The sequence below is a fragment of the Nocardia sp. NPDC049220 genome (assembly GCF_040647855.1).
Classification (GTDB): Bacteria; Actinomycetota; Actinomycetes; order Mycobacteriales; family Mycobacteriaceae; genus Nocardia.
The window spans coordinates 172,857-198,737 of the sequence record NZ_JBEZDA010000009.1 but is presented as its reverse complement, the minus strand read 5'-3'; the positions used below and the strand labels follow the sequence as shown (position 1 = coordinate 198,737).

At 65.3% G+C, this 25,881-nt stretch carries 22 protein-coding genes and 1 pseudogene; 8 read left to right on the top strand and 15 right to left on the bottom strand.

All coding sequences use genetic code 11. From position 1 onward, the window contains the following. Nucleotides 1-41 precede the first annotated feature (41 nt). The 3 genes from AB0C34_RS20695 to AB0C34_RS20685 form a co-directional block, all read right to left on the bottom strand. A complete protein-coding gene (locus AB0C34_RS20695) occupies nt 42-1,088 on the bottom strand; it encodes a sulfate ABC transporter substrate-binding protein (RefSeq protein ID WP_357075173.1) in 1,047 nt (348 codons plus the stop codon). 202 nt (nt 1,089-1,290) lie between these two features. Beyond that, complete coding sequence (locus tag AB0C34_RS20690) at nt 1,291-1,380, bottom strand: Ms4533A family Cys-rich leader peptide (protein ID WP_345789819.1); 90 nt, start codon at nt 1,378-1,380, stop codon at nt 1,291-1,293. A 425-nt stretch (nt 1,381-1,805) separates the two neighbouring features. Next, on the bottom strand, nt 1,806-2,084 hold the full coding sequence (locus AB0C34_RS20685; protein WP_357075170.1) for a hypothetical protein: 279 nt from the start codon (nt 2,082-2,084) through the stop codon (nt 1,806-1,808). 111 nt (nt 2,085-2,195) lie between these two features. Here AB0C34_RS20685 and AB0C34_RS20680 point away from each other — a divergent pair, with 111 nt between their 5' ends. Then, the gene (locus tag AB0C34_RS20680; protein ID WP_357075168.1) at nt 2,196-4,166 is read left to right on the top strand and encodes a glycoside hydrolase family 15 protein; all 1,971 of its coding nucleotides are present in this window, start codon (nt 2,196-2,198) and stop codon (nt 4,164-4,166) included. Nucleotides 4,167-4,204: 38 nt separating this feature from the next. On the opposite strand, the gene AB0C34_RS20675 is transcribed toward AB0C34_RS20680, so the two are convergent. From AB0C34_RS20675 to AB0C34_RS20655, 5 genes are all read right to left on the bottom strand, one after another. After that, a complete protein-coding gene (locus tag AB0C34_RS20675; protein ID WP_357075165.1) occupies nt 4,205-6,010 on the bottom strand; it encodes a dynamin family protein in 1,806 nt (601 codons plus the stop codon). 81 nt (nt 6,011-6,091) lie between these two features. Beyond that, the gene (locus AB0C34_RS20670; RefSeq protein WP_357075162.1) at nt 6,092-8,296 is read right to left on the bottom strand and encodes a hypothetical protein; all 2,205 of its coding nucleotides are present in this window, start codon (nt 8,294-8,296) and stop codon (nt 6,092-6,094) included. Nucleotides 8,297-9,744: 1,448 nt separating this feature from the next. Continuing rightward, nucleotides 9,745-10,413 (bottom strand): O-methyltransferase, encoded by a 669-nt coding sequence (locus AB0C34_RS20665; RefSeq protein WP_357075159.1) that lies wholly within the window; start codon nt 10,411-10,413, stop codon nt 9,745-9,747. After that, a complete protein-coding gene (locus tag AB0C34_RS20660; RefSeq protein ID WP_357075156.1) occupies nt 10,386-11,219 on the bottom strand; it encodes a hypothetical protein in 834 nt (277 codons plus the stop codon). The genes AB0C34_RS20665 and AB0C34_RS20660 overlap by 28 nt, the downstream gene beginning before the upstream one ends. 294 nt (nt 11,220-11,513) lie before the next feature. Next, nucleotides 11,514-11,930, bottom strand: a complete 417-nt coding sequence (locus AB0C34_RS20655) for a transposase (RefSeq protein WP_357075153.1) — start codon at nt 11,928-11,930, stop codon at nt 11,514-11,516. A 692-nt stretch (nt 11,931-12,622) separates the two neighbouring features. On the opposite strand from AB0C34_RS20655, the gene AB0C34_RS20650 reads away from it, so the two are divergent. Beyond that, nucleotides 12,623-13,345, top strand: coding sequence for a hypothetical protein (locus AB0C34_RS20650; RefSeq protein WP_357075151.1), 723 nt, complete (start codon nt 12,623-12,625; stop codon nt 13,343-13,345). A gap of 856 nt (nt 13,346-14,201) precedes the next feature. Here the strand turns inward: AB0C34_RS20650 and lepA are convergent. Next, the gene (gene lepA, locus AB0C34_RS20645) at nt 14,202-16,079 is read right to left on the bottom strand and encodes a translation elongation factor 4 (protein WP_357075148.1); all 1,878 of its coding nucleotides are present in this window, start codon (nt 16,077-16,079) and stop codon (nt 14,202-14,204) included. 596 nt (nt 16,080-16,675) lie between these two features. Here lepA and AB0C34_RS20640 point away from each other — a divergent pair. Then, entirely contained in the window at nt 16,676-17,230 is a 555-nt protein-coding gene (locus tag AB0C34_RS20640) for a type II toxin-antitoxin system PemK/MazF family toxin (protein ID WP_357075145.1), read from the top strand. A 126-nt stretch (nt 17,231-17,356) separates the two neighbouring features. Here the strand turns inward: AB0C34_RS20640 and AB0C34_RS20635 are convergent, their stop codons facing one another. The 4 genes from AB0C34_RS20635 to AB0C34_RS20620 all read right to left on the bottom strand — a co-directional run bounded on the left by AB0C34_RS20635 (nt 17,357) and on the right by AB0C34_RS20620 (nt 21,709). After that, nucleotides 17,357-18,145, bottom strand: coding sequence for an aquaporin (locus AB0C34_RS20635; RefSeq protein ID WP_357075142.1), 789 nt, complete (start codon nt 18,143-18,145; stop codon nt 17,357-17,359). A 96-nt stretch (nt 18,146-18,241) separates the two neighbouring features. Continuing rightward, nucleotides 18,242-19,084 (bottom strand): transglutaminase family protein, encoded by an 843-nt coding sequence (locus tag AB0C34_RS20630; RefSeq protein WP_357075139.1) that lies wholly within the window; start codon nt 19,082-19,084, stop codon nt 18,242-18,244. Further along, a complete protein-coding gene (locus tag AB0C34_RS20625) occupies nt 19,081-20,055 on the bottom strand; it encodes an alpha-E domain-containing protein (protein ID WP_357075136.1) in 975 nt (324 codons plus the stop codon). Before AB0C34_RS20625 ends, AB0C34_RS20630 begins: the two co-directional genes overlap by 4 nt. Before the next feature lie 7 nt (nt 20,056-20,062). Then, nucleotides 20,063-21,709, bottom strand: a complete 1,647-nt coding sequence (locus AB0C34_RS20620; RefSeq protein ID WP_357075280.1) for a circularly permuted type 2 ATP-grasp protein — start codon at nt 21,707-21,709, stop codon at nt 20,063-20,065. A 340-nt stretch (nt 21,710-22,049) separates the two neighbouring features. On the opposite strand from AB0C34_RS20620, the gene rpsT reads away from it, so the two are divergent. Continuing rightward, a complete protein-coding gene (gene rpsT / locus AB0C34_RS20615) occupies nt 22,050-22,310 on the top strand; it encodes a 30S ribosomal protein S20 (RefSeq protein ID WP_357075133.1) in 261 nt (86 codons plus the stop codon). Between the two features lie 182 nt (nt 22,311-22,492). Then, the gene (locus AB0C34_RS20610) at nt 22,493-22,741 is read left to right on the top strand and encodes a hypothetical protein (protein WP_357075130.1); all 249 of its coding nucleotides are present in this window, start codon (nt 22,493-22,495) and stop codon (nt 22,739-22,741) included. A gap of 7 nt (nt 22,742-22,748) precedes the next feature. Here AB0C34_RS20610 and AB0C34_RS20605 read toward each other — a convergent pair whose 3' ends face one another. Together AB0C34_RS20605 and AB0C34_RS20600 are read right to left on the bottom strand one after the other, a co-directional pair. Continuing rightward, the gene (locus tag AB0C34_RS20605) at nt 22,749-23,081 is read right to left on the bottom strand and encodes a hypothetical protein (RefSeq protein WP_357075128.1); all 333 of its coding nucleotides are present in this window, start codon (nt 23,079-23,081) and stop codon (nt 22,749-22,751) included. Nucleotides 23,082-23,356: 275 nt separating this feature from the next. Beyond that, nucleotides 23,357-23,431 carry a hypothetical protein gene (locus tag AB0C34_RS20600; protein WP_357075277.1) on the bottom strand — a complete coding sequence of 25 codons (75 nt, stop codon included), beginning with the start codon at nt 23,429-23,431 and terminating at the stop codon, nt 23,357-23,359. A 350-nt stretch (nt 23,432-23,781) separates the two neighbouring features. Here AB0C34_RS20600 and AB0C34_RS20595 point away from each other — a divergent pair, with 350 nt between their 5' ends. The 3 genes and pseudogenes from AB0C34_RS20595 (at nt 23,782) to AB0C34_RS20585 (ending at nt 25,712) form a co-directional block, all read left to right on the top strand. Continuing rightward, complete coding sequence (locus AB0C34_RS20595; RefSeq protein WP_357075125.1) at nt 23,782-23,991, top strand: hypothetical protein; 210 nt, start codon at nt 23,782-23,784, stop codon at nt 23,989-23,991. Nucleotides 23,992-24,054: 63 nt separating this feature from the next. After that, nucleotides 24,055-24,696 (top strand): annotated as a pseudogene (locus AB0C34_RS20590) (aldo/keto reductase). A gap of 389 nt (nt 24,697-25,085) precedes the next feature. Beyond that, complete coding sequence (locus tag AB0C34_RS20585) at nt 25,086-25,712, top strand: maleylpyruvate isomerase family mycothiol-dependent enzyme (protein WP_357075122.1); 627 nt, start codon at nt 25,086-25,088, stop codon at nt 25,710-25,712. The last annotated feature ends 169 nt before the right edge of the window (nt 25,713-25,881 follow it).

The window sequence follows — 25,881 nt, the reverse complement described above, 5'->3', positions numbered from 1 at the left end:
GTCACAATCGTCCAGTATCCCGTGTCCGACGAGGCGCCCGATTATTTGGTCGCGTTGTCGTAGATCACCGCGACGGAACCGGTATTCGGGGTGAACAGCTCCTTGTCGACGGTCTTCCAACCACCGAGATCGTCGATCGTCCACAGTTGCCGCGGGGTCGGGAAGTCCTTGGCGTAGTCGGCGGCCACTTGCGGATCGACCGGCCGGAAACCGGCCTCGGCCCACGCCTTCTGGCCCTGCGCGGTGAACAGGAAGTCGCGGAAGGCGACCGCCTTATCCTGACTCTTGCTGGTCTTCAGCACCGCGACCGGATTCTCGATCTTGAAGGTGACCGGCGGGATGATGTGCTCGATCGGGTCACCGTTGCGCTCGGCGAAGATCGCCTCGTTCTCGTAACTCAGCAGCACGTCACCGGTGCCCTGTAGGAAGGTCTCGGTCGCCTCGCGGCCGGATTTCGGCTGAACCCTCACGTGCTCCTTGGTGACCAACCGGCTCAGGTAGTCCAGGCCCGCCTGCGGATTCTTGCCGCCGTCGCTCGCGGCCGCGTACGGCGCGAGCAGATTCCACTTGGCCGAGCCCGAGCTGAACGGGTTCGGGGTGACCACCTCGATGCCCGGCTTCAGCAGGTCGTCCCAATCCTTGATGCCCTTCGGATTACCCTTGCGGACCACGATCGCGACGACCGAGCCGAACGGAATTCCCTTGCTGGCGTCGGCATTCCAGCTCGCGTCCACCAGGCCCGCGTCGACCAGGCGGGTGACGTCCGGCTCGACGGAGAAGTTCACGATGTCGGCCGCCGCGCCATCCTTGACCTTGCGGGACTGGTCGCCCGACGCTCCATAGGACTGTTGGATCTGGACGCCCTTCCCCTGGTCGGTCTTGTTGAACTCGGGGATCACCTTGTCGAATCCGGGCTTCGGCACCGCATAGGCATAGAGGTTCAGGGTGCCCGCACTGCCGTCCGAGGCACCTCCCCCGACGGTGTCACTGGCTCCGCCGCCACATGCGGTGAGCGCGACCGCCGCGAGCGCGGTGACAGCGACGGCGCCGAAGCGCCGACGCGGGGAGAGCCACGATTTGCGAGACATCAGGGTTGGCCTTTCCTGCGGACCGCCATTGTCCGGTAATAGCGTCGGTGGCGGATAAAACTAACGGTGTTCGGTGGACCTGCGCCGCATTGCGCGGCGATATCGCGATTCGTCGGCCGAATCTCCTCGCCAGAGGTCGAGTCCGTTTGCGAGAAGGTTGCGCCGGCCCGCGGGCGGGCGACGCGAAAGGACCCGTCGCCGATCAGCGACAGAGAATGTCCGCGACTGCGAGATCACCGACAGCGATCAACGCCAATTCATGGCGGACCTGCGGGACGGCACTCGAAGACACGGGCAGACTGTAACAGAGCAACGATGGGAGTTCGAACCATCGTGCTTCGACAACCAGCAGGACTCAGCCCATAGCCGCAGGCCTGGATGGTCTTCGTACCCGCAACAGGCGGTCCGAGTAGACGAACGTCACTTCTGCACGCTGCGCCTGGCTGCGTGCGGATCCCGGAGAAGCGCGCAGTACACCAGAACGTCGACGCCCTGACGTGGCGGCAGGATCGGCGACCACTTCGACGATCCGCCGATCCGGACAGCTCGCTTCCTCGGCAAAGATGTCGGCACGACGGCGACCGCGGTCGCCGAACTCAGCGAAAGATGCAACGACCGGCCAGCATGAACCAGTATGCGCTCAGCGGGTGAGCAACCAGGCGACCACGACAAGCACGAGCAGCGCGACCAACGCGAGCTGAACCCGCGAACGCGGCATCAGCGCGCCCCGCTCTGCACGGGCCGACCGCTGTGGGCGGCGGCCACCAGCTCTGGTTCGGGAATGAACGCCGCAGGACTCAGCACCGGCGGCACTGCCGCGGCGGCGTGCCTGCGATCAATGCGACGTAGCACCGCCCGCAACAGACGGTCGAGTCCATAAGCGATGGCGAAGCTGATCGGGACCATCCCTACCAGGACAACCAGGAACTGCGGGATGAACGGCAATCCCGCGACCCACAGCTCGAAGCCGTCCCACCAACCTGCGATGCGATGCACGGCTCCAGCCTAGTAGGTCCGCCGCGGCGCTCCGCACGACCAACGCACTCGCAACCACATCGAGGGGCCGCAACAGTGGACGCCGAACACGGATCGGTCCGAAGATAGGGTATGGCGTCCTCCAATGACCGCATTGTCGACGAACCCGGCAGCATGTCGCTGTCGACCGCCATGATCGAAGCGCGACATCACGGCACCTTTCCCCCAATCGATGACTATGCCTTCCTCTCCGACTGCGAGACCAACTGCCTCATCGCCAGCAACGGCGCGGTCGAATGGATGTGCATACCGCGGCCGGACTCGCCGAGCATCTTCGGCGCGATGCTGGACCGCAGCGCGGGGCACTTCCGGATCGGGCCCTATGGCGTCAACGTTCCCGCCGCCCGCCGCTATCTGCCCGGCGGGATAATCCTGGAGACCACATGGCAGACCGACACCGGCTGGCTGATCGTGCGCGACGCCATGGTGCTCGGGCCATGGCACAACAACGACCAGCGCAGTAGGACGCACCGACGCACACCGATGGACTGGGACGCCGAACACGTGCTACTGCGCACGGTGAAATGTGTGAGCGGCACGGTAGAACTCGAGATGAGCTGCGAGCCCGCGTTCGCCTATCATCGGGCCTCCGCTCGCTGGGAGTACACCGGCAAAGTGTACGAGGAGGCGACCGCGGTCCGTGGCGACGACCCGAGCGCGGGCCCGTCCCTGCGGCTCACCACCGATCTGCGACTCGGCTTGGAGGGCAGGCAAGCCCGGGCCCGTACCAGGATGAAAGAGGGCGACCAGGTATTCGTCGCGCTCACGTGGTCGGAGCTGCCCGCGCCGCGTACTTTCGACGACGCCGCACAGCGGATGTGGCAGACCACCGAATGCTGGCGCCAGTGGATCACGCTCGGCAAATTCCCGGATCACCCGTGGCGCGACTACTTGCAGCGCAGTGCGCTCACACTCAAAGGACTCGCCTACGCGCCGACGGGAGCGCTCTTGGCCGCCGCTACCACATCGCTGCCGGAAACACCACGTGGGCAACGCAATTGGGACTACCGCTATACCTGGGTGCGCGACGCCAGCTTCGCGCTGTGGGGCCTGTACACGCTGGGCCTGGATCGCGAGGCCGACGACTTCTTCGCCTTCCTCAACGACGCGACGACCGGTGAGAACGGCGAACCGGTTCCGCTACAGGTGCTCTACGGCATCGGCGGCGAGCGCGAACTCGACGAGCACATCCTCGAACACCTCACCGGTTACGACAGCGCCCGGCCGGTACGGGTCGGCAACAACGCCTACAACCAGGACCAGCACGACATCTGGGGCACCATGCTCGACGCGGTGTACCTGCATGTGAAGTCACGGCAGCAGGTGCCCGAGACGTTGTGGCCATTGCTGGTTCGCCAGGTGCACGCCGCCATCACACACTGGCAGGAACCCGACCGCGGAATCTGGGAGGTGCGCGGCGAGCCGCAACACTTCACCTCGTCCAAAATAATGTGCTGGGTGGCTCTGGACCGCGGCGCGAAATTGGCCGAGCTGCATGGCCAGTTCGAGCATGCCGCCGACTGGTACGCCATCGCCGAAGAGATCAAGACCGACATCCTCACCCATGGCGTGAACGCCGAGGGAGTGTTCACGCAGGTATACGGCGGCGACACGTTGGACGCCGCACTGCTGCTCGTGGTGCTGACCCGCTTTCTGCCGCCGGAGGATCATCGGGTGCGCGCCACGGTGTTGTCCATTGCCGACCGCCTCACCGAGAACGGCCTGGTCCTGCGGTATCGAACCGAAACCACCGACGACGGACTGACCGGCGCGGAGGGAACATTCACGATCTGCTCGTTCTGGCTGGTCTCCGCGCTGGTCGAGATCGGCGAAGTACAGCGAGCCAGGCATCTGTGCGAGCGGCTGCTCGGCTTCGCCAGCCCGCTCGGGCTCTACGCCGAGGAGATCGACCCGCGCAGCGGTCGCCACCTCGGTAACTTCCCCCAGGCATTCACCCATCTGGCCTTGATCAACGCCTTGACACATGTGATCAGAGCCGAGGAATCTCGGCGGGCGGGCCAGTTCCAGCCCGCGCACACCTAGTAGGGCGATTCGCCGACCGCCCCACCCGAGCGCTGCGGCTACCCTGCGATCAAGGCGTCGGCCTCGTCGCGGAGCCGGCGCAGGGTGCCGAACTGCACTTCGAGGTCGGCGACCCGTTCCTCGCTGCGCGCGCCATACTTCCCATAGGCCTCCTCGGCCACTCGCAGCGCCTCGTCCGCGCCCCGCGATAGGTCCGTCGCGATGTCGGTGAAGTGGTCGCGCAGCACCCGCTGCACAGCGCGCAATCGGTTGCGCGATTCCTTGCTGACCTGGAAGATCACGTCGTCCATCAGGCGCGCGACCGCCACCTTGGCCTCGGCTCGCCTGCGCAGCTTGCGGTTCTTGCGGTCGTCCCACAGCGCGTTGACGCCGAGCAACACGCCCGCGCCCGCCGAGTACCAGTTCACCAACGACATACCGAGCAGACTGGTGGCGAGACCGACCATCAGGATGCCGCCGTAGGAACCCCGCAGACCGGTCAGGAACTGCTGTGTGACACCGGCTTTCGCACTTTCCAGGGATTCCAAGGACTGCACGTGTTCGAGCACCTCGCCAGGAGAGGCCAGGCGCAGGTCGACCGTCGGCGCCGCGCGGTTGTCGGCCGGGAACTTGGCGGCAACCTGCTCGCACAGCTCCATCGAGCGGTAGTGCGCCATCGCGAAGTTCTCTTCGACAGCGTCGCAGATCCTCGCGTCCAGGTCGGCGTCGAAGTCCCGCCACCGACGTGCCGGATCGGTCTCGGCGATCTCGGCTTCGGCGTTACGAATCAGGCTGCGCAGCCGATGACGAAGATCGTGCTCGATGTCGGCCATCAGCTCCGTGCTGCCGTCGACCAGGGTGACCTGCCAGTTCGCCGTCCGCTGACGCAGCTGATCGGCGTCGTCGCGGGCACGGGTGAGTTGCGCGGTGATCTCCGCCCTGCGACGTGGATCACGCAAAGCCTCGGCCTCGGTGCGCAATGTCATCGCGAGGTGGTCGCCGACCAAGCGGATATCCCGCACGGCGGCTTCCAGCGCGACCGTGTCGGCTCGGGCGACCACGTAGTCGCGCAGGTGATCGATCAGTTGCGGCACACCTGATTCGATGTCGCGCTGATAGCCGCCGGATAGTCCGGCCTGCCGATGCAACTCCGCGGACACCGGCGCCACCGCGAACCCCAGACCCGCCGCATCGAGCAACTCCCGGTTGCGCTGCTGGGTGTGCGACCAGTGCGGATGGATATCGATCTTGTTCAGTACGCAGATCACGGTGGGGCAGATCTGCTCGATGCGCTGCAGTTCGGCGATCTGCTCGATGGTCAGTTCGGCGCCCGCGTCGCCGACGTAGAGCACCGCGTCCGCGGCGGCGATCATCGACCAGGTGGTGCGGTTGTCGCCCAGTGCCCCCGGCGCGTCCATGACGACCACACCATCGGCGAGCAGGGGGGTGGGCTGGGTGAACTCCGCGCGCACGACACCCTGGGCGGCCAGTGCCGGGCCGGGATCGAGCGGATCGACCGATTGGCGCTCGGTGCGACCCACCTCGTTCTGGCGCACCAGTGTCGCGCTCGGCTCCGGACCGTACTCGACGATGACTGGAACGCTCAGTTCGCTGTTCGTCGCACTGACCGCGGCCCCGACCAGGCTGTTGACCAGCGTGCTCATGCCGTTCTTCGGCTCACCCACAACCACGAGGCGCACCCGGGGATCGGCCACCCTGGCGCGGACCATGTTCAATCGACTGCCGAGATCGTCACGTCCCGCGGACCGGGCCGTCTTCCGCAGCTCGTCGAGTATTCGGATGAGCGGGGCCATCGCGTCCGGATGTTTCACGGTCGCGGCCTTCAGCCCGGCAGCGGCAGACAACCCTCCTCCTTACTCTCGGTTTCTCTCGATCGATATACCCCTTGCCAGCGCCCTGCAGTCGTTCAATTCTCGACGAATCGGCTACATCAGCAGGTGATCCAGCCCGCCGGACACCAGATGGTGTGGCTCGGCGCCGGTCGACTCCGGCATCAACGCGCTGGACAGGTTACCGCCCGAGTCCACGGTGAGCACAGAGTGGTCGACGATCGGGTGATCCGCCACCATCAGCGGCATGAGACCGGGACCGGCGGCGTGGTCACCACCGATCGGTGCGGAGATTCCGTGCAATTTAGGGTCTATGACCTGCGGTTTGACCGGCACCGGCACTTGGGCGGGCGGGACATAGGTCGGCGCGACCGGGGTGTGCGGCTCGATGTCGACGGTGGGGGCGCTCGGCGCGTGGGTCGGCGCGCTGTAGGTCGGCGCGACGGTCGGGTGCGCGGGCACCGAAACGGTCGGCACGTCATCGGTCGGCAGATCGTTGGTCGGTGCGTCATCGGTCGGCTGATGGGTCGGCCGGGTGCTGTGCGAGGTCCCGGCCCCGGTGCCCGGGGCGTCGATACCGCCCGGGGTCGTCGCGTCGTCGTCGGGGCCGGACGTCGGTGTTGCCGGCTTGGTGACCGTCCGGCCTGGTGGCTCCGTGGTCGGTACGTTCGGACCGGTGCCGACACCGCCGTGCGGCACCGTCGTGGTGCCCGCTCCCGGGACCTTGATGGTCCCCTGATCCGGCGTCTTGGGTACCGACGGGGTGGTCACGTCGTCGGGAAGGGTCGGCGTCGGCGTGGTCTTGACGATCGTCGTCGGCTTGGTCGTCGGAGACGACGTCGGGCCGGACGGCGGCGAGTCGGTCACCGGAGCGGGCTCGAGCACGGGCACCGGCCGCACGATGTGGTCGAACAGCGCGGGCACGACCGCGGCCGGTGCGGTCAGCACCGACGGGCCTTCCGGAGCGGCGAGCGCGTTCGCGATCGGCGTAGTGGCCGCGTCCGGCTGGATCGTCGTCTGCAGTGGGGTGGCGACGATCGGTGTGGCGACGAACGCGGCGGGAGCGGCGGGAGCGACCGACGCTGTTGGCGCCACCGACGCGGCAGGCGCCACGGATGCCATCGGAGCGACCGGACCTGACACTACGGCGATCGGCGCCGAGGCCGCCAGTGGCTGCCCGACCGGTTGTGCGGCGCTCGCCGCGAGAGACTGCGCCGCGGGCGTACCGGCGGTAGGCGCGGCGAGGGCGCCGAGCCCGGGACTGCTTTGGCCCGACGCCTGCGCCTCGGTGGCTGTGCGGCCGGCGCCGTCCGGCACGTGTATGCCGTCGGCCAGCCCGTCGGTGAACTGATCGAGCTGGTCGCCGACCTGGCCGGCCGCGGCATCGACCTTCATCTCCGAGGTGAAATAGACCCCGTTCGGACCGAGTCCGAAGTCGATCGACCACTGCGTGCCGACGAAAACCCCGAGGTGATCGCCGCCCGCGCCGACGCCGTCGAACGGATCGCCCGCCGCCGGTGTCGCATCGAGGGCGATGTTGCCGGGCAGGTCGAAAACGGTGGAGCCGGGGGCGACGAAGCCGTTGGCGCCCGGCAGGCCGAAGCCGTGGCCGGCCTGCCCGAGTCCATGGCCCGGCAGTCCGAATCCGTGGCCCCCGGGCTCGACCGCGCCGGACGGATCGGAACCGACGGGACCGGGCAGCGAAAGACCATCGGACACATGGCCTTGGGTCCCGGAGAGCGTGAGCCCGGCATGGTTGCCACCGACACCGGGGATGTGTGGGATGCCGCCCGGCCCGGGCACACCCCCACCGGAGAATCCGGGCAGCTGCATACCGTGCCCGCCCGCGTCACCACCCGGCAGAGTCGGCAGCGGCAGCCCGGCGTCGGTACCGCCGTACTCGCCGTCGAGCGTCGGCAACGAGGGCAGGTCGACGTAGCCGGGATCGGTGCTCGGCAATGTGAAGCCCGGCGCCCACTGACCGTGCACGACAGGCGAATTCGACGCGGTCGGCGGCGCGTACGGCGTGGGTTCGACCACCGGATCAGGAAAGGTGACCACCGGGCTCGGCTGGTCGGGGTCGGGGTCGGTGTTGTGCGCCCAGCCGGTATTCCAGCTGTCGAGCCGGGACTCGTCCGGCTGTGCGGGGACGCCACCGCCGTTCGCGGCCACGAGTGCGCCGCCGGTCACATACGCGCCCGCCCGCGCCACCTGCGCGACACCGGTTGCCACCCGATAGGCGGTGTCACCCGCGCGGTCGGCCGCTTCGGAATCGTCGTCGAAGGGCAGATCACGCGTCATGGCAACTCCACTCTCGATGTCCAGCATCCTCACCGCGCCGGGTCGACCGAGTGAAGATCACCTAACAATATTTCGGAAATACCCGACTGTCACATTCTCCAGGACTGTAGAGAATCCGATTGCGCCGAGCAACACAACCTTGCCATCACCGATAACAGAACGACAGCCCTATTTCCAGTGGCCCGGAAACTGGACATCGCCTCGGAATACCCCCGGTAGCGGCCCGATTCGGCGCGCGTCGACAGTCGTCGTGACCAGCACCCGGGTAAAGCGCGAGAAATGCACAGATCTCCGAGCGTCATACGAGAACTGTGCGTTCGAGGTCGACGTGTGATATCCCACCGGGCGAGGGACTCCTGGTCGGACCAGGGTTTGCACACCGAGTTGGCGTCGCCGGGAGTCCCTGCGCCGACGTTGATCAATCGCGCACTTCGGAGTGTCAGGCCGGCGGCGATTAGCCGACCCGTTCTAGCCGTCGTCTGCGGCCGGCCAACGCGGTCGCTGGGGGCTCCGGGGCCGAGGAGGCTGGTGAGGCGGCACATGGCTGGGGGTTGGGGGGTTGACGTAGCGGCGCAGGTTCTCGTGTTGTGGTGCCGAGATCGGGTGAGGAGTTCCAGAGGCTGGCGCCGGATTCGCTGAGATCGGTGCGGCCGGAGTGGCGGTTTCCGTGCGGTTCCCAACCGGTGCTGGGCCCGTCAGTGGCGGTGGCGGCGTCCAGGAAGTCGCGGGCTTGGTCGTAGGACGGCCGCGCGTAGCCTATGGCGGGGCACGCGTGGCTGCCGGAGAGGCGGTTGCGGGACCGGACCGACGGTGGGTAAACAACAAACTGGCCCGCGGATGCGGTCCTTGATCAGCCGGGGAGGAGCCGGGCGGTGCCAGCGTCCCAGTCCACCGTTTCGAGGACGTGGTCGTGGTGGCTGGCGTCGCTGTGGCGAGCGAGTACGTGGCTTCGCGCCTTTGGACTCGGCGGGGTAGCAGCGACTGCGCAGGTCGAGGTCTTCGATGTTGACCTGGGGCAGCTCGTCTGCGCCAGGACAGGTTTCGCACTGCATCCGCCATATGGTCTCGCGCGACTGGATGTCACGTCGGGCGATGAACCGGTCGATAGCGGCGCGCGAGCGCACCCGGGTGTCGGAGTCCGCCGGGTGGAACCCCGCCATCGCCAGCGGACGATTCGTGGCGGAGTGTCCGTCGGGTGCGCGGCCGGCGCTGGAGATCGTCCAGGGAAGGCGCGTCCTTCCCGTCATCCACAGATCGTGGTGATTTCTCCAGAACTCTCTGGGTCCCCCACCAGTCGGGCCGAGCAGACCGCAACATCGACAAGAAGCGGCGATGGAAACGCGGGTACAGCACCGGCTTCCGGACGATGGCGAGTTGACGTTTCGATCACCCTTCTACCATCGCTGTCGGCACGACAACACGATGAAGCCCCCAGTTCCACAGACCATTCACGACAGCGAATCACGCTTCCGAGCGATGATCAGTCCGTCCGCGATCGTCAGCAGCACAGATTCGACGCGGTGGTCTGCGCGGACGTGTCTGTTGAATTGCTTGATGGCCAGAGCGTTGCCAGTGGGCGCGTCCTCGGCGACAGCGCCTCCGTAGAGGGCATTGTCGGCCAATATCAGCCCGCCGGGTCTGACCAAAGGAACGAGCAGTTCCCAGTAGTCGATGTAGCCGGTCTTGTCGGCGTCGATGAAAGCCAAGTCGACTTCTATGTCTCGGGGTAGGTCCAGCAGCGTTGCCGTCGCCGGACCGAAGTGTGGCCGGATGACGTTCGACACGCCCGCGCCCACCCACGCCGCTGTGGCCATATCGCTCCATTCCTCGGAGATGTCGTGAGTATGCACAACACCGCCCTCGGATAAACCCTTCGCAAGAGCAATCGCGGAGTAGCCGGTGAACGTGCCGACCTCAACGATGACACGTGCGGCGGTCAACCGCGCCAGAAATGTCAAGAGGACGGCTTGCTCATGTGGGATCTGCATCTCCGCAGCAGCTCCGAGAGCGGCGGTTTTCTCGATCAACTTTTGTTGGGCAGGCAGTGGCGGTTCAGCCTGCGCCAGTACATAGCTGGCCAGTCTCGGAGTCAACCCGATGCGTTTATCGATGTACATGGCGGCTCCAGTTTGATTAGGTCGATCGCGATATCACGTAGACAAGTGGGTACATCTGCGGGCAGCAGATTCTGAACGACAGAGAGCTCGGTGGAATTGATCGGATAAGTGAGCAGATCGCATCTGGCGGCTGCTATCCTGCGCAGCATCTGCGCTTGGAACTCGCCTACGGGCACCGGCCCTCGTGCAATCATGAAGAAACCGTCGAATTGATCACGTTCAGAGTCGGTTATCGGGTCATGTGAGAATCTGCCCGCCTGCTTGAGCAACGATTTCCCGGCCGGAACAAGAAATTTGGCCAAGTCCATATGAATCAGGCGATGTCGTTTGAGCGCTTCCTCCAGAACACAACCTGCAGGAATATCCAGCGCCCCTAGGAGAGTGAGCACTCGTTCATGGTCGCGTGCCCACATCCCGCTGAAGGCAGGATTACACGCCACCATGCGAGGTCTGATCACCGTGGCGTAGGTCGACGGGGAGCAGCTTCCAGCATAAACTTGGGTTGCCGAATAGCGATCGTACCAAGCGCTCGCTTGGACCAAGTAGTCCGCAGAAAGACCCTTATCGATAACCTTCTCGAAGAGATCGATCAACATCCTCCACACACCAAAGGCAATGTGATGGCCCAAGATCCAACGGTAAAAAGCGCGTTCATCCACATCCCGCGGCGGCTGCAGTACCTCGCGGCGCGGACGTAACGCCAGCGAAGCGTATGGGGACATCTCCTCCCGACCGCCTGGCAGCAGTGGTAGTTCGGGCATGGGCAACGGCAGCGGTCGCAGCTTTCCGCGCACCAACGAGCTCATAGCAATTCCTCATAACTCCGGCATGGTCCTGCCTCGGTATGCAGCTGTCCAATCACCGGATCGCACGCGCGATGCGCCCGATGCAGATACTCCGACCACGCCAGATTTGCTGTCCCGCCTGATCACCCTCACATACACGACTCCAGACGATACGACAGAGCCCGGATCTACCGACTCGAAATCCCAAGATTGCAACTCGAAATCAGGTCCGAAAGGTGTAATGGCAGAGTGGCGGGTGCCGACCCAGACTGCAAGTGCGCGTTGGCGTTTGCGGAGGAAGACGTAGCGGGATCGTCACAGTTTTCGGCCAGGAAATACCGCCGATCCAGCGGTGCGGATGCAGCATCGGTCACAATGCGCAATGCCGATCCGACAGTTGCCGACCTTGCTCAGGGTCCCCGAATACTGCCGCGCCACGCACGGCGACCCGTTGCCGCCCTTGACGAACCCGGTGCCATCCAGCACCCACGCTTCCAAGTAGATCAGATCACACACTCTGCGGGACACCGCTTTCCGTACCGAAATGACAATCTCCGGCGAGCTGATGGCCAACTGCTGCAACCACTGGTGGCCGATCCCTGGTAGCTCGGCCATCTGCCGCATCGACTTCCGCTTAACGTCGAGCATCAGCCCGCGCAGATTCGCCCCAGCGGTGACCACCGGATCCTGACACGTCAGCGACGAGAACACCTCGCGGACAAACGAATCCACCCGGACACGGCAATTCCGCCCTCCGCAACGCGGGAACCTCAGGGTCGACGCGCAACTCTTGACTTCCACTACAGCCGAGTCGATAATCCTGTACTGCGAGTTGGCTTCGATGCGAAAACCGCTACCGGGGTTGCCCGATTGTCCAGCGGAGCAATGTATCCATGCCCCCCGGGAGGGATGCAAGTGAAGCGCGTGCTCGATTGCTTCGAGATGCACAAGGATGAAATCGATGAGGTGATCCCACCAATATTCAGGTCGGCCAACCGCGTTCGAAATGGATGACTACGAGTGCGGGCACCGACGATGTCGCCGTTGCAGCGCGATCCGCGCACAGGGCCATCGTAGTGTGGTTATCCGTGTCGAGTGTTTGCCTGCAGACGGGAGTTCGCGCGGAGCGCGCCCAGATGCCGGCGCCGTCGTGCCGTCGGCCGATATGGGCAGATCGAGGCGGGGCGCCAGATTGCCGAGTGCATGGTCGCAGTGAGTACAGCGCAGGTTCCGCCGCACGAAAGCAGATCGACCCCACCCCGCCAGGGCCTCGAGCCCATCCCCACTAGACCGCAGACGAACTCATCCGTGCCGCTGAACTCGGTGAGATCACCTAGATGTCCTATCGGACCGCACTGCACGATAGGAGCGAACTCTTAGTTATCGATGACGGCCTGATCGTAACCAATTAAAGGAGAACAACAATGCCCACCGACACGAGCAATAGTAAGATACTGCTGGATCTAATAGATGAGTACGCCGCCGAGCATAGAAAGCATAAAATTTTCGATTACATCCTGCACAAGACCGAGTTGCCGATGGACCGGCGTTTCAGCCAACTCAACAAGTTTATCGTTTTTTCTTTCACATTCTCGGACATGATGGACCTGGTCGCAAGGCACTACGAAACCCGCCCGGGTCCATACAGTGCCGAGATCGTGCAGCACTGCAAAGACGACATGCACCACTTCCGAATGGTGGTCTCCGACTTCCAATTGCGGATGGGGATCAATGAGATCAAGCTGAAAGAAATAGAACCAGTGCTCTACCCCGAAGGGCACTTATTCATGCGACTGTACGGGTATCAGATGATGTCGATCTGCTTCAGACTCATCGATAGACCCGTGCCGCTGGTGTGCTTTATGGAGGCAATCGAGGGATCGTCTCAGGCGGCGATCAAGGGATACCACCAGGCCCTGGTGCATTATCAGGAATTCAGCGGACTGGACCTGCAGTACTTCGGTGACGCGCATCTATCCATCGAGTTGGGCCACGAATGCCTTCTGAGCAAACTCCAGGTGAGTGACGAGGAGCTCGACGAATGCAAGGAGATCATCGAGGAACATTTCGGAAATGCCCGGAAGATGTTGGACGCATCCCTCGAGTGCACCTACGAATATGAGAAGGAAGTTCTAGCGAAACGGTAGGCGCTGGTGAAAATGCCGCATCCCCCGGGTACGGACCCTGGTGAACTCGCGAAATCAACCAAGGTGTCCGCAACGCCGTGATAAGGCCTGTTGAACTGGGTTTCCGAGCAATGCCGAACGTGTGGACGACCAGGGAGGGGCACCTTACCGGACGATCTGAAAGTCATCTGGATTCGATCTTGGCGAGTCCCCGATATCGAGTCCGCCCGGCGGCGGAGCGCGGTGTATACGATCCTGGTTCAGTTGATGTCGCAGGCTACGGGGTGGTGGGTATGGTCGCAGCGGGCTGCATGCTCGGCCGGGTCGGATAGCCAGTCCCGAGTGGCGATATCGGCGGTGTTGTTCGTCCTCGAGTCGCCGATGATGACGCGAACTTCGAACAGGCTCGTCGGGTGGTTGGGTTGAGGTATTCGCTGCGTAGTCGCCGATTGAATGATTCGATGTAGTGTCGACCACGGACGCAGGACCGAGAGTGCTTGTGTCTCGGCCTGTTTCCCGTGCCGGCCTCCGCACCCCGGCGTATCCATTTCGGAGCACCGGGGCTCTCCACGAACCCGTGAGATGACGCCGCCCTGAGGTATGCCGGTGTCGTTCACCGTGCAACATGGACACGCAGACACCATCAGGGTCACCACGCACGGGGACGGGAGGCAACCGTGGAGATCCCCTCGACGACGGCGGTGGCGTCTCAGACCTGGTGCGCGCCACCGCCTTCGACCGTTTCGTCAAAGGGCCCGGCTCTCCCGACTCCAGTCTCGGTCTCGCTTTATGCTCCGCCACCGGCCGAACCGCATTCCGGCACCGCCGTACTCGACGACTCGATCGACGGCACCCGCCTTCGCGCGACGGGCTAGCCCTACTTCTTGTCCTTCGGTTTGTCCGAGGCCGCGTCCGAGGACAGCGCGGCCACGAACGCTTCCTGCGGGACATCGACGCGGCCGATCGTCTTCATCCGCTTCTTGCCTTCCTTCTGCTTCTCCAGCAGCTTGCGCTTACGGCTGATATCGCCGCCGTAACACTTCGCGAGCACGTCCTTGCGAATAGCCCGGATATTCTCGCGCGCAATGATCTTCGAGCCGATCGCGGCCTGGATCGGCACCTCGAACTGCTGCCGCGGGATCAACTCGCGCAGCTTGGTGGTCATCTTGTGGCCGTAGGCTTGGGCGGCGTCCTTGTGCACGATTGCGCTGAACGCGTCCACCGCCTCACCCTGCAGCAGTATGTCGACCTTGACCAGCTGCGATTCCTGCTCGCCCGACTCCTCGTAATCAAGACTGGCATAGCCGCGGGTGCGCGACTTCAGCGAGTCGAAGAAGTCGAAGATGATCTCCGCCATCGGCATGGTGTAGCGCAACTCGACCCGGGTCTCCGAGAGATAGTCCATGCCGCCGAGCTCACCGCGGCGGGACTGACACAGCTCCATGATCGAGCCGATGAACTCGCTCGGAGAGATGATGGTGCACTTCACGATGGGCTCGTAAACGTTGCGCACCTTGCCTTCCGGCCAATACGAGGGATTGGTGACGACATGCTCGGCGCCGTCCTCCATGTCCACCCGGTAGACCACGTTCGGCGCCGTCGAGATCAGATCCAGGTCGAACTCGCGCTGCAACCGCTCGCGGGTGATCTCCATATGCAGCAGACCGAGGAAGCCGCAGCGAAAACCGAAGCCGAGCGCCACCGAGGTCTCCGGGGTATAGGTCAGCGCGGCATCGTTGAGCTGGAGCTTCTCCAACGCGTCGCGTAGATCCGGGTAGTCGGAGCCATCCACCGGATAGAGACCCGAGTACACCATCGGGCGCGGCTCGCGGTAGCCGGTGAGCGGCTCGGTCGCCCCGCCGCGCGCGCCGGTCACCGTGTCGCCGACCTTCGACTGGCGCACGTCCTTCACACCGGTGATCAGGTAGCCGACCTCGCCGACGCCGAGACCCTGGGTGGGCTTGGGCTCCGGTGAGACGATGCCGATCTCCAGCAACTCATGGGTGGCGCCGGTGGACATCATCTTGATCTTCTCGCGCGGAGTCAGCTTGCCGTCCACCACGCGGACATAGGTGACCACGCCGCGATAGGTGTCGTAGACCGAGTCGAAGATCATCGCTCGGGCCGGCGCGTCCGCGTCGCCGACCGGCGGCGGCACCTGCGCGATCACCTGGTCGAGCAGTTCAGCGACACCCTCGCCGGTCTTGCCGGACACGCGCAGTACATCCGAAGGGTCACAGCCGACGATGTGCGCCAGTTCCGCCGCATAGCGCTCCGGGTCGGCGGCGGGCAGATCGATCTTGTTCAACACCGGGATGACGGTCAGGTCCTTGTCCAGCGCCAGGTACAAGTTGGCCAGCGTCTGCGCCTCGATGCCCTGCGCGGCGTCGACCAGCAGAATCGCGCCCTCACATGCCTCCAGCGCGCGCGACACCTCGTAGGTGAAGTCGACGTGGCCGGGCGTGTCGATCAGATGCAGCACGAAGTCGGTGCCCAGGTGCTCGCCCGACCTCGGCTTCCAGGGCAACCGGACATTCTGGGCCTTGATCGTGATGCCGCGCTCGCGTTCGATATCCATCCGGTCCAGGTATTGGGCGCGCATCTGCCGCTCCTCGACCACTCCGGTCAGCTGCAACATGCGGTCGGCCAGCGTCGACTTGCCATGGTCGATGTGCGCGATGATGCAGAAGTTCCGGATCCGGCTGGGATCGGTGAACGTCGTGTCGGCGAAGCTGGCGGGCACTCCACTCCTCATGGGTATCGGCAAACTGCCGTCTATCGTCCCATGAGCAGAGGTGTTGATCGGCAGCGGCTGTGTTGGTTTGGCAGCGCCTGCTGCGCTGCGGGTTCGCGGCCCCTTGCTGGCTCGCGTCCCAGCGGCCGAGACTTGCGCCTGCGGCGTGGGCGCTTCGGCCGCTGGGACGCGAGCCGGGCCGCGAACGGTGCTCGTAAGACTCGCACCGGCGGGGCGGGAATTTCTCGGGTTGCCGTTGGTTCCCGACGGGGGTCCGCAGATCGTGACTGGGTCTTCGGTGCGCGCCGAGCCGATGTGTTGTCGGTTGACGTTGGTTCCCGACGGGGAGTTTGTCGATTGCCGTTGGTTCCCGACGGTGGGGTCGGGAATTTGTCGGTTGCCGTTGGTTCTCGACGGGGTTGACGACGTCGCGGGTGGTGGTTGGTTCCTGACAAGCCGGGAATCTCGCAGCTCGCCCGATCGGCCGAGAATGGCGCGGCTCAGCGCTGTTCTCGACGCATTTCCACTTCATGTGCCGCTCGGATGCCGGATTATCCCGACGACACGGCGAATCGGGCGCGGATGAGAAGACGCGGGCGCGCCGTTATTCTCCACAGATGGCCCGAAGTTGGAACTCTCTCGGCAAGCAGCTCGGTCTCATCGCGAAGGAGCAGGGGCCGAAGATCGTCAAGCAGCAGGGACCGAAGTTGGTCGAACGACTGGTGGGAACGCTGGCGCAGCGGCGTGCGCCGGGTGGCGTCGCGGTGCGGCCCACCGCGTCCACGCCGGTCCCGACGGCCGAGCGGGCACGGCAGATCGTCTATTCCCCGCAGCTGGACGGCCGGGCCGACCCGGGCGAGATCGTCTGGACCTGGGTGCCGTTCGAAGAGGATCCGAGTAACGGCAAGGATCGGCCGGTGTTGGTCGTCGGGCGCGACAACCGCACGCTGCTCGGTCTGATGCTGTCGTCGAATCCTGAACGTGCGCACGACCGCAACTGGGTCGGCATCGGCAGCGGGTCGTGGGACAACGCCGGGCGGCCGAGTTGGGTCCGGCTCGATCGGGTCCTGGACGTACCGGAGGCGGGCATCCGCCGCGAGGGGGCGATCCTGGCGCGCACAACATTCGATCTGGTCGCACACCGGCTGTGCGCCGAATACTCCTGGCACTGAGGTCCCGCCTGGTCCGATGCCCTCGAGCCGATCGGGTTCGCCACCGCGGGCGGCGGACTCACCGCACGAACACCGTCCCGCCGACACCCGTCGCGACCGGATCATCACCCCAACAGCCGCGCCGGCTCAGGAGATCATCTCGCGGGAACGGCCGAACAGCAGGCCGTACACCAACGCGCCGAGCGCGCCGCCGATCAGCGGGAATACTATGAACGCCCAGACCTGCCCCATCGCGCCGTCCTGATAGGGGGCCACCGCGAGGCTGCGGGCGGGATTGACCGAGGTGTTGTCCACCGGAATCGAGACCAGGTAGATCACCGTGAGCGTCACGCCGATCGACAGTCCGGCCAGTGGCACGTCGGAGATCTGATCGGTCGAGGCCAGTACCACGAACACCAGCAGCGCCGTCAGCATCACCTCGACGATGATCATGGCGGCCATGCCGTAGCCGTTCTGCAGGACCACCTCCCCGAGCGGTCCGGTCTTCGCCGACGGACTGTGCGCGCCCCACCCGTTCGCGGCCAGCCCTTCGACCGAGCGGTCGTAGGACGGCAGATTCTTGGCCAGCGCGAACAACACGAGACCGGCCAGCAGCCCGCCGATCAACTGGGCGATCACGTACCCGGCCGCGGTCACCGCATGCACCCGGCCGAGCAGCAACTGGCCGAGCGTGACGGCTGGATTGACATGACAACCCGAGATCGGCCCGATCGCGTAGACGAGGAACATCAGCGACAGACCGAACGCCAGCGCCACCCCCAGCGCGCCGACCCGCTCCCCCGCCAGCACCGCCGTCCCCGCGCCGGAGATCACCAGGACGAAGGTGCCGAGCGCCTCGGCGCCCCATTTCTTGCTGTCGGGAATCGGTTTGTGCTCGACACCCTCTTCGACAACTTCCTGAGCCGTTGGAGACATCTGCCCACCTTCCGCGTTCCGGACTGGTGCTCTTGCGAGCCGTGGTACCGCTTCGACAACAGAGCCGCTCCGAGATCGATGGTTGCTCGCCGGACGCTACGCGAGTCTGGTGATCTCTACAACGACCTCGAGATCGGTGGAGCCACCCCCGGAGAATATGCCCTTCAGCGGCGGAACATCGGCATAATCGCGGCCTACCCCTACCGAAACGTGCTGTTCGTTGCTGGCGATATTGTTCGTAGGGTCATAGCCCCACCAGGCGCCGGTCCACGCCTCGATCCAGGCGTGCGACTGCCCGGCTGCCGTCGCGCCGATCTCGGCGGACGAGTCGGGATGGAGATAGCCGGAAACGTACCGGCTCGGGATACCCATACTGCGCAGCAACACCAGAGTCAGGTGCGCATAGTCCTGACACACCCCTTGTCGATCGGCGAACGCCTGCACCGCCGAGGTCCGCACCGAGGTGGTGCCCGCGAGATAGTCCATCTCTTGGTGCACCCACTCCGCCGCGCGCACGACGGCCTTCGCAGGCGGTACGCCGCGCGAGAGCTGGCGAGCCACGGTGGCGAGTTTCCGATCGGGCGGCACGTAGGCGGTGGATGCGAGCATCTCGCCGAACCGGTCGACGATCTGTTCCGCTCGCAGTTGTTCCCAACTCAACTCGTCCGCGGGGCCCACGAACGGTTCGGTCTCCACCACCGAGGAACCGGTGACCTCCAGTTCCGTGTGCGGCGCGTACAGGTCGAAGGCGGTGACAGCGGTGCCCCAATAGTCGGTGTAGCGATAGGAACGCGTCGCGGGCACGGTCTCGACTCGGTTCAAGATGACGTTCTGCCTGCTGTCGGCCCTCGGTGTGAGCCTGGCCTCGTTGAACGACCTGGTCACCGGCGCGTCGTAGACGTAGCCGGTGGTGTGCACCACCCTGATCCGCCAACTCATGGTTCGCCCTCCACCCGCACCAGGCTGTCCTGGCTGCTGCGCAAGTCGGTCCAGGCCACCCAGGGCGCCGCGTGGAAGTATTGCAGCGCGATCGCCTCGCTCACCGCGCGACAGATCTTCTGCAGCGAGAGCAGCCTGGTCTGCAGATCTTCCAGCAGCACGCCAGGCGGCAGGAACTCGAGTTCGCTGCGCGCGGTGCCGAGCAGGCGTTGCGCCTCGGGTCTGGCACCGATCCTGCTGCTCGGACGCTGATCCAGTTCCGCCAGACAGGTCTCGGCCACCCGCACCGAATGGAACACCGAGCGCGGGAACAGGCGGTCGAGCAGGATGAATTCGGCCACCAGGTTGGCATCTAGCGCGCCGCGATGGGTCCGCAGATAGGTGTCGTGGGCTCCCGCCGAGCGCAACACGGTCACCCAGGCGGGCGAGGAGGTCCGATCGCCGGCACGCGAAAGCAGCAGCCGCACTGTCATGTCCACGCGCTCGATGGCGCGGCCGAGTAGCAGGAAACGGTAGCCGTCGTCACGGCTGAGGGTGGAATCCGACAACCCGGCGAACATCGCCGCGCGGTCCTTGATGTAGTGGAAGAACTCATGTGGCCCGAGGCCGCGCGCCGCCTTCTCCGCGACGGCCAGCCCGATATAGGTGGCATTCAGGCACTCCCACATCTCACTGGAGGTGACCTCCCTGGCGCCCTTGGCATTCTCGCGCGCGTTGGCGATCGAATCGATGATCGAGCCGCCGTGCTCGCGGCTGAACGCCACCAGGTCGGTCACCGACCACACGTCCAGTTCACCCTGCGGCGGCTCGATTCCGAGCACGCGCAGCAGGATCCGGGATGTGCGGTCCGGGTCCACCGTCGCGTCCTCGAGCAGTTGGTGCACCGCGACGTCGAGAATGCGTGCGGTGTCGTCGGCGCGTTCGACATAGCGGCCGATCCAATACAGGGATTCGGCGTTGCGAGCCAGCATCAGCGCATCACCTCCCAGCCGGCCGCTGCGGTCGGCCGACACCACCGTGCGGTGACTGTCCGCCCGGCCGCTGGCCTTGTTGTTGCTGCTGCTGTTGCTGATTCGCCTGCATCGCGGTCGGTTCCCGGCCCAACTCGAACGACTCCGCCTGCGGCGGATCGCCGACCAGCTCCGCGCCCGCCAGCTCTCGATCGACGGGCGAGGCGCGACCCGCGAGCACCCAGGTGTCCTTGCTGCCGCCGCCCTGACTGGAGTTCACCACCAGCGAACCTTCCGGCAACGCGACCCTGGTCAGTCCGCCGGGCAGCACCCAGATGTCGTCACCGTCGTTGACCGCGAACGGCCGCAGATCGACATGCCGAGGCACCAGTGCGTTGCCGATCTTGGTCGGCACGGTCGACAGCTGCACGACCGGCTGCGCGACCCAACCGCGCGGGTCGGCCTTGATTCGGCGTCGGGCCGCCGCGAGTTCGCGCGGCGTCGCGTCCGGCCCGATCACGATGCCGTAGCCGCCGGAACCTTCTACCGGCTTGATCACCAATTCGCCGATCCGGTCCAGCACTTCCTCGCGTTCGTCGTCCAGCCAGCAGCGAAAGGTGTCGACGTTGGGCAGAACCGGCTTCTCGTTGAGGTAGTACTCGATGATCGTGGGCACGTAGGTGTAGATCAGCTTGTCGTCGGCGACGCCGTTGCCGACCGCGCTGGAGATGACGACGTTGCCCGCCCGCGCCGCGTTCAGGACACCGGCCACGCCGAGCACCGAATCCGGCAGGAAGTGCATGGGATCGAGGAAGGTGTCGTCGATGCGTCGGTAGATCACGTCGACCTGCCGCTCGCCCGCCGTCGTACGCATGTAGACGACATTGTCGCGGCAGAACAGGTCACGGCCTTCCACCAACTCCACGCCCATCTGCCTGGCCAGCAGCGAATGCTCGAAGTACGCGGCGTTGTGCACGCCGGGGGTGAGTACCACCACGGTGGGATCGGCTTCGTTCGGCGCGGCCGAAGCACGCAACGCCGCGAGCAGATAACTCGGATAATCGCCGACCGCGCGTACCCGATGCGAGGAGAACAGGTCGGGGAAGACCCGCGCCATTGTTCGACGGTTCTCCATCACATAGGAGACGCCTGACGGGGAGCGCAGATTGTCTTCCAGCACACGGAAATCGCCGCGCTCGTCCCGGATCAGGTCGATGCCCGCGACATGGATGCGCACCCCGTTCGGCGGCACCAGACCGGCTGCCTCCCGGTGGAAGTGGTGGCATGAGGTGACCAGGCGCTTGGGGATCACCTGGTCGCGCAGGATGTTCTGTTCGCCGTACACGTCCGCGAGGAACAGTTCCAGCGCGATCACACGCTGTTCGATACCGCGCTCGAGTTTTTCCCACTCGGCCGCGGCGATCACCCGCGGCACCAGATCGAGCGGAAACGGGCGCTCTTGTCCGGACAGCGAGAAGGTGATGCCCTGATCGATGAACGCGCGGTCCAGCGCCTCCGAGCGCGCGGCGAGATCGGCGACGTCGATCGGCGCGAGCGCGGCGAAAATCCCGTTGTACGGCTGGTGTACCCGACCGGCGCGGTCGAACATTTCGTCGAAGGCTTCGGCGTAGCGGCCCGGTGCATATCCCTCGAACAGTCCCGTCTGCCTCCTCATCCCGTCGTCCGCCGCACGCCCGGCACGAACCGACGAGGACCTGGCGGGCCGTGGCGGGGAGACGGAGGTCATGGGAAAATCGTGCAGCATTCAGTCACCAACACTGGGTGTGACGCAGATAAATTTCTTGCATCACTCCTATTCCTTGGGTGAATCTCCGGTCACCGGTTGGACCGGTCGTTCGGGCTTCGACCAGGCCGGACACGCACCGATTTCCTGTGCTGAACGCCGACTGGTAACCTCGACCTTCGGCGCTGCGGTACCCGTTCACTCCCGGGTGTGTCGCGCGCTCCCGAACTTTTCCAGGACACCCACCAGACAGGAACACGAGGAAACACGCGTGGCCAACATCAAGTCCCAGATGAAGCGGATCCGCACCAACGAGGAGGCGCGCAAGCGCAACCAGTCGGTCAAGTCCGCGCTGCGCACCGCCATCCGTGGCTTCCGCGAGGCCGCGGCCGCCGGTGACAAGGAAAAGGCCACCGAGCGCCTGCAGTTCGTCGGCCGCAAGCTGGACAAGGCCGCCTCGAAGGGCGTCATCCACGCCAACCAGGCCGCCAACAAGAAGTCGGCCCTGGCGCTGGCTCTCAACAAGCTCTGACCCAGCGGTACCGCTGGCCGGTATCGTTCACGTTTTGACGCAGCCGCCATGGCCTCGATGACCAAGGCGGCTTTTGTCGTGCCCAGACCATCCGGCATGTCCGTCGGCTCGCTCACCTGGCACTCGCCCGGGGATTCTGGATCATCCCGCGCCGGATCGACGCTCCAGCTACCATTCGGCGCATGGTAACCGTGTATGCCAATCAGACCGTTGTCCGCAGCGAGGACCTGCCGGATGTGATCCGGGCGGCGGAAGTGCTCGGATTCGGCTTGAAAATCGAGAATGTGCTGGTTCCCGACGACGACGACGGCGGTTACTCCTTGGAGTGGATCGTCACGCGAGACGAGGACGTGCCCGCCTACGAGGAGTGGGAAGGCCGCTACGAGGACACCGAGGACGACGAGGAACTGACGCTCACCTCGGTGGAATAGTCCCAGGTCACGGTGCTTGCGGAGCGGCGGCCAGCCGATCCAGCGCCGTCTGGGACTCCTCATCCGCCGGGCGGTGGACGATGATCCGCTGATCGGGATCCCGCCCCGGCATCAGCACTTCATAGCTGAAAATCAGCGGCACGACAATCGGATGGCACAGCGGTTTGTTCCCCGACCCTGCACTCGGACGTCGTGGCGAGCCCACGCCTGCGCGAACTCGGCGCTGTGTCGTGAACTCGACGATCAGATCCGCGAGCACCTGATCGTCCGGCCCGCGCGGACCGCGGACCCGCGATACCTCCCGGATGATCCGTTCCCGTTCGACGTAGAAATCTCGCATGCCCGGGTCCAGCGGACATGGGCCACATGATGTTCCCCGCTGCTGCGTGGGGGGGGCCGAAATCGGTGATCAGCGCCGCCATCACACCCCCCCGTTCCAGGCCAGGATGTCGTAGCGATGGTTCACCAGCCGCGCGGGCAGCGGCGACAGGTCGTTGACCAGCCTCGCGAGTGCGGGTGCCGGCACCGTGCTCGGTTTACCGGTGTTCGGCAGCCGCTGCCGCGCCAGGTCGAACGGTAGATACGCTCGTCGGCGTCCAGCCGCAATGCCTGCGACTACGCCTCGAGCACCTCCGCCGACGGACGCAGGCCGCGCCCCTGTTCCAGTCGCACGATGTAGTCCGTGCTCACCCCTGCCAGCTCGGCGGCCTCCTCCCGCCGCGGGCCCGGCGTCCGCCGCGCCTCCACCTGCGCCGCGGCAATCCGAGATCGCGCGGAGTCATCCGCTCTCGCCGGTCCCGCAGGAAGGCCGCCAGTTCGTGGATCTGATCTGCGCCGCTCCCAGGCCCGCGATGATCACGCGAGTTTCCGCCTTCGGGCCCGAGGTCGCGGCGGGGGGTTCGATCTGCCGTGCCAGTTATCACCGTCGATCTTACGGCTGCCTGGGAGTTGCTTTCCCAGGAAGAAGCGTCCGTCATCCAGCCCGCACACGGCGGAAATTGTGTTTGGACAACACAGCAGCGCGACGACAAGGACTGGACATGTCCGGCGCTCGCACCCTCGACACCTACCGGCTGCTCGGGCAACCCGGCCTTCGGGTATCGCCCCTGTCCCTCGGAACCATGACCTTCGGCGCGGACTGGGGGTGGGGAGCCGATCAGGACGAGGCTCGCACGATCTTCGACACCTCTCTCGACCGCGGCGGAAACTTCGTCGATACGGCGAGCCAAGACACTAACGGCACCCCCTAGCAACTTATCGGCGAATTCACCGCGAACAACCGTGAAAGCCTGGTGCTGGCAACCAAATACACGATGGCGCGGCGCGCGGGCAACCCGAACTCCGAAGGCAACCACCGCAAAAGCATGTTCGCCTCGGTCGAGGCCAGCCTGCGCAGGCTGAACACCGACTACACCGACCTGATCTACCTGCACGCCTGGGACTTCCTGACCCCGGTCGAGGAAATCCCGCGCGGCATCGACGATCTGGTGCGCTCGGGCAAGGTGCTCTACGTCGGAATCTCGGACGCTCCGGCCGGGCAGGTCTTCCGGATGCAGACCATCGCCGACCTGCACGCCTGATCACCACTGATCGCGCTGCAGATCGAGGACAGCCTGATCGAGCGGACCGTAAAACGTGACCTCATCTTGATGGCACGCGAACTCGGGCTCGGGGTGGAGCCGTGGTCGGCACTGGCCAGCGGCGTACTCACCGAAAAGTACAGCCGCGCGGACCTGGAGCACGAAGCGGAGGGTTCGCCCGAGGGAAACCGCAAGAACGTGGCCGCCGCCAATGGCTCGCTCACCGAACGCGACCTCGCGATCGCGGACGTGGTGAAGGAAGTCGCTGCCGATATCGGCAGAACTCCTTCGCAAGTCGCACTGACCTGGACCCTGCGCGAGCAGGGTGTCACCGCACCGAACAGACGCGCGCACCACCGCGCGACTCGAGGATAACCTCGGCGCGCTCGACGTCGAATTCGAGACAACCCAGTTGGCCCGGCTAAAGCAGGCCAGCGCCATCGACCTCGGTTTCCCGCACGAGTTCCCGACTCGACCGATGACCCGCAGCGTCGCCTTCGGCGATCTGACAATCGAAGGGCGCGAATAATCTCGGCCCGGTGTGCCAGTGCGAGCCGGAGTTACACCATCGCTGGCTGCTGTCTTGGGCGCGGTGCCGCGGTCGCACACCGCCGTAAGAGTCGTGTCCCGGCCCATCGCGTTCCCGGCCGCCCGGTGGTGCCGCTCTAATGCGTCGCGTCGCCGCCGCGCCGGTGGTCCGGCCGATGAGTTCGGGCGTTGCGAACCGTCTGCATCGGTGATAGCGCCGACGACGGAGAGTGACAATGGACCGGAACGAGATCATGGCGTGGACCCGCTCCGAACGACTCGGGCTCGCCAAATTCCTCGACAGCCTCGACCAGCACGAGTGGAGTGCCGATTCCTTGTGTCCCGGCTGGACCGTGCACGACGTGCTGGCCCACGTCACAGTGGTGGACACCTTCCGGGCGACGATCGCGGGTGTGATTCGGGCCCGGGGGAACTGGAATCGGATGACCGAGCGGAGGGCACGCGATTGGGCGGCGCACCACCCGCCCGCCCAGCTCATCGCGCAACTCCGCGAGAATGCAGGGTCGGCGCGCCGGGCACCGGGCACCAGTCCACTGGATCCGCTGGTGGACACCATGGTTCACGGTCAAGACATCGCCCGACCGCTCGGGCGGTGGCGGGCGATGCCCACCGAACCGGCGGTCGCCGCACTGGAACACGTCCTGCGGAGCAGGTTCTACGGTGCCAGGACACGCCTGCGCGGCGTGCGACTGGTGGCCACCGACACGGACTGGTCGGCTGGCGCCGGATCGGAGGAGATTCGTGGGTCGCTGAGCGATCTGTTGCTCGTCGCGACCGGGCGCGCGGCCGGGCTCGCAGGGGTGACGGGGGCGGGTGCGCAGCGAATCGCCGACGCGCTCTGACTGGTCCGCCGAACCCGGGACGCTTCGACCGAGCCGAGCCGTGTGACCAACCGGCCGGATCGAGCAAGACGGACGATAGTCGAGCCCCGCAGAACCCACGCGATTGGATGACCATCACCCGATCCGACAGTTACCCAGGCGAACCCCGCCATCGCGGCGTGGTTTCTGC

What these genes read in the sequence shown, in the direction of transcription:
- AB0C34_RS20695 (WP_357075173.1), bottom strand. Translation starts at nt 1,088, where the DNA reads ATGTCTCGCAAATCGTGGCTCTCCCCGCGTCGGCGCTTCGGCGCCGTC.
- AB0C34_RS20680 (WP_357075168.1), top strand. Translation starts at nt 2,196, where the DNA reads ATGGCGTCCTCCAATGACCGCATTGTCGACGAACCCGGCAGCATGTCG.
- AB0C34_RS20670 (WP_357075162.1), bottom strand. Translation starts at nt 8,296, where the DNA reads ATGACGCGTGATCTGCCCTTCGACGACGATTCCGAAGCGGCCGACCGC.
- AB0C34_RS20665 (WP_357075159.1), bottom strand. Translation starts at nt 10,413, where the DNA reads ATGTACATCGATAAACGCATCGGGTTGACTCCGAGACTGGCCAGCTAT.
- AB0C34_RS20660 (WP_357075156.1), bottom strand. Translation starts at nt 11,219, where the DNA reads ATGAGCTCGTTGGTGCGCGGAAAGCTGCGACCGCTGCCGTTGCCCATG.
- AB0C34_RS20650 (WP_357075151.1), top strand. Translation starts at nt 12,623, where the DNA reads ATGCCCACCGACACGAGCAATAGTAAGATACTGCTGGATCTAATAGAT.
- lepA (WP_357075148.1), bottom strand. Translation starts at nt 16,079, where the DNA reads ATGAGGAGTGGAGTGCCCGCCAGCTTCGCCGACACGACGTTCACCGAT.
- AB0C34_RS20640 (WP_357075145.1), top strand. Translation starts at nt 16,676, where the DNA reads ATGGCCCGAAGTTGGAACTCTCTCGGCAAGCAGCTCGGTCTCATCGCG.
- AB0C34_RS20635 (WP_357075142.1), bottom strand. Translation starts at nt 18,145, where the DNA reads ATGTCTCCAACGGCTCAGGAAGTTGTCGAAGAGGGTGTCGAGCACAAA.
- AB0C34_RS20630 (WP_357075139.1), bottom strand. Translation starts at nt 19,084, where the DNA reads ATGAGTTGGCGGATCAGGGTGGTGCACACCACCGGCTACGTCTACGAC.
- AB0C34_RS20625 (WP_357075136.1), bottom strand. Translation starts at nt 20,055, where the DNA reads ATGCTGGCTCGCAACGCCGAATCCCTGTATTGGATCGGCCGCTATGTC.
- AB0C34_RS20620 (WP_357075280.1), bottom strand. Translation starts at nt 21,709, where the DNA reads ATGAGGAGGCAGACGGGACTGTTCGAGGGATATGCACCGGGCCGCTAC.
- AB0C34_RS20610 (WP_357075130.1), top strand. Translation starts at nt 22,493, where the DNA reads ATGGTAACCGTGTATGCCAATCAGACCGTTGTCCGCAGCGAGGACCTG.
- AB0C34_RS20605 (WP_357075128.1), bottom strand. Translation starts at nt 23,081, where the DNA reads ATGCGAGATTTCTACGTCGAACGGGAACGGATCATCCGGGAGGTATCG.
- AB0C34_RS20595 (WP_357075125.1), top strand. Translation starts at nt 23,782, where the DNA reads ATGTCCGGCGCTCGCACCCTCGACACCTACCGGCTGCTCGGGCAACCC.
- AB0C34_RS20585 (WP_357075122.1), top strand. Translation starts at nt 25,086, where the DNA reads ATGGACCGGAACGAGATCATGGCGTGGACCCGCTCCGAACGACTCGGG.